3 protein-coding genes are annotated in these 2,546 nt (G+C 71.5%); all 3 read right to left on the reverse strand.

From position 1 onward, the window contains the following. A partial coding sequence (locus VKH46_14960; protein HKB72145.1) for a site-2 protease family protein occupies positions 1 to 632 on the reverse strand: 632 nt, incomplete at its 3' end. Then, complete coding sequence (dxr, locus tag VKH46_14965) at positions 629 to 1,801, reverse strand: 1-deoxy-D-xylulose-5-phosphate reductoisomerase (GenBank protein ID HKB72146.1); 1,173 nt, start codon at positions 1,799 to 1,801, stop codon at positions 629 to 631. The genes dxr and VKH46_14960, both read right to left, overlap by 4 nt. A gap of 625 nt (positions 1,802 to 2,426) precedes the next feature. After that, a partial coding sequence (locus tag VKH46_14970; protein HKB72147.1) for a phosphatidate cytidylyltransferase occupies positions 2,427 to 2,546 on the reverse strand: 120 nt, incomplete at its 5' end.

Genomic DNA, 2,546 nt, shown 5'->3' on the forward strand with positions numbered 1-2,546 from the left:
CCGGTAAAGCCGAGGTCGAATTTCGAGACCGCGCGCGGAACCACCGGGATCGTCTGCCGGGCCCCGTCGCGTTCGATCTCGACGGCGAGCTTCTGGCGCGGCGCGACCGAGAACGCGAACTCCGCCTCCTGCCAGGTCGGCGTCGGCGAACCGTCGATCGAAAGGATGCGGTCCCCTTTCCGGAACCCCGCCTGCGCGCCGGGGGAATTCGCGGCGATCGAGCGGATCACGGGCGGCTCGAGCCGGTAGGCCGGAACCGACCGTCCCGCGACGAAGATCGCCGCCGAGAGCGCGATCGCGAGCGCGAAGTTCATCACCGGGCCCGCGAGCAGGATGAGCGCGCGCTGCCATCGCGGCCCGGAAACGGCTCCCGCGCTCTCGACGGCTCCGACCGCCGTCGACTCGTCGGGGCCGAGACCCGAGACGCGGACGTACCCGCCGAGCGGGAGGGCGGAGATCCGATAGTCGGTCTCCTTCCACTTGACGCCGACGATCCGCTTGCCGAAGCCGAACGAGAAGACCTCGACGGGGAAGCCGAAGAGCTTCGCGACCGCGAAATGGCCGAACTCGTGGATGAAAACGACGATCGAGAGCACGACCGCCATCGCGAGAACGTCCTGGAGGAAGTTCATGCGGCCGTCCCGGCGGCCCGGAGGGCGCGGTCACGCGCGACGCGCCGCGCCTCCGCGTCGACCTCGCGCGCTTCCGCGACCGACGCCGGCGCGGCGCGGCTTCCCATGGCGGAGCGCGTTTCCACGACGACGGGAACAATCCGGAGAAACGGAATCTTCCCGGCGAGAAACGCCTCGACGGCGATCTCGTTGGCGGCGTTCAGGATCGCCGGCGCCGCGCCGCCCTCCTCGAGCGCTTCGCGCGCGAGCGCCACCGCCGGGTAGCGGCGCGAGTCGACCTCGCCGAACTCCAGACGCGCTCCCGCGAGCGAAAGCCGGCCGAACGGGGACGCCGGGCGGTCCGGGTAGGAAAGCGCGTACAGGATCGGAAAGCGCATGTCGTTGACGGCCATCTGGGCGACGATCGACCCGTCGCGGAACTCGACCATCGAATGGACGAGCGACTGCGGGTGGATCAGGACGTCGATCCGCGAGGCGGACACGCCGAAGAGGAATCGGGCCTCGATGATCTCGAGCCCCTTGTTCATCATCGTGGCCGAGTCGATCGTGATCTTGGGCCCCATCTTCCACGTCGGATGCGCCAGCGCGTCCTCGATCGAGATCGAGTCGAAGGTCGAGAGATCGCGGGTCCGGAACGGACCGCCCGATCCGGTCAGGATCAGCCGTTCGACCTCCGCCGGCTTTCCGGCGCGGAGCGCCTGGTGGATCGCGCTGTGCTCCGAGTCGACGGGCACGATCTCCGCGCCCGATTCCGCCGCCGCGCGCGCCATCATCTCGCCGGCGACGACCATCGTCTCCTTGTTGGCGAGCGCGAGGCGCTTTCCCGCCCGGAGCGCCGCGTGCGCCGACGAGAGGCCGACCGCACCGACGAGCCCCGCGACGACCGTGTCGGCGCCGCCCCACGCCGCGCAGGCGTCGAGCCCCGCCGCGCCGGCGGCGATCTCTCCGCGGTATTCGGGGACGAGGGCCCGGAAGGGCGCGATGTCCTCCTCGCTCCCGACCGACACGATCTCGGGCCGGAACCGGCGGACCGCCTCGGCGAGCGGCTCGAGACGGCGGCCGGCGGCGAGCGCGACGATCCGGAAGTCCTCCGGAAATGCGGCCACCACGTCGAGCGTGGACCGCCCGATCGACCCGGTGGCGCCGAGCAGCGCGATCGATCTCGTCACCGCGGCCCTCGGGGACGTTGAGGATCAAGACTGCCCGAGCGACGCCGTCGCGAGATCCTCCCGTCTCCCAAGCAAGGGTCTGCCCGAAGTTCGCGACTCTTCGCCGCGAGCGACGGCGGGTGGCGGGATGCGAGTCCCGCTGGGATCGGGCCGCCGCGCACCGCTCCCGCAGCACGAGCCGGACATGCGCCGGCCCGGCCCAGCGGGTCGCGTCCCGACAGGACCCGCGCCGCCGCTCGCTTCCGCAGACCGCGAACTTCGCCGGCTGCGCGAGCTTCAGAACCATCCGAGCGACGCCGTCGCGAGATCCTCCCGTCTCCCTGGCGTTCCTGCGGGAACCCCTCACCAGTCGGCCTTCGGCCGACATCCTCTCCCCAGGGGAGAGGTAGCGGGGTGGCGCGGCAAGCCGCGCGGTTATATGTGCTTGCCCGAAGTTCGCGGCTCTTCGCCGCGAGCGACGGCGGGTGGCGGGATGCGAGCCCCGCTGGGATCGGGCCGCCGCGCACCGCTCCAGTCGCACGAGCCGGACATGCGCCGGTCCGGCCCAGCGGGTCGCGTCCCGACAGGACCCGCACCGCCGCTCGCTTCCGCAGACCGCGAACTTCGCCGGCTGCGCGAGCTTCCTTCACGCCGCGGCCGCCATCTTCACGAGGATCGCCCCGCAGAGGACCGGCGCCGCGAAGAGGAGCGAATCCACGCGGTCGTAGAAGCCGCCGTGGCCCGGAAGGAAGGTCCCCGAATCCTT

This window comes from Thermoanaerobaculia bacterium (genome assembly GCA_035260525.1).
Classification (GTDB): Bacteria; Acidobacteriota; Thermoanaerobaculia; order UBA5066; family DATFVB01; genus DATFVB01.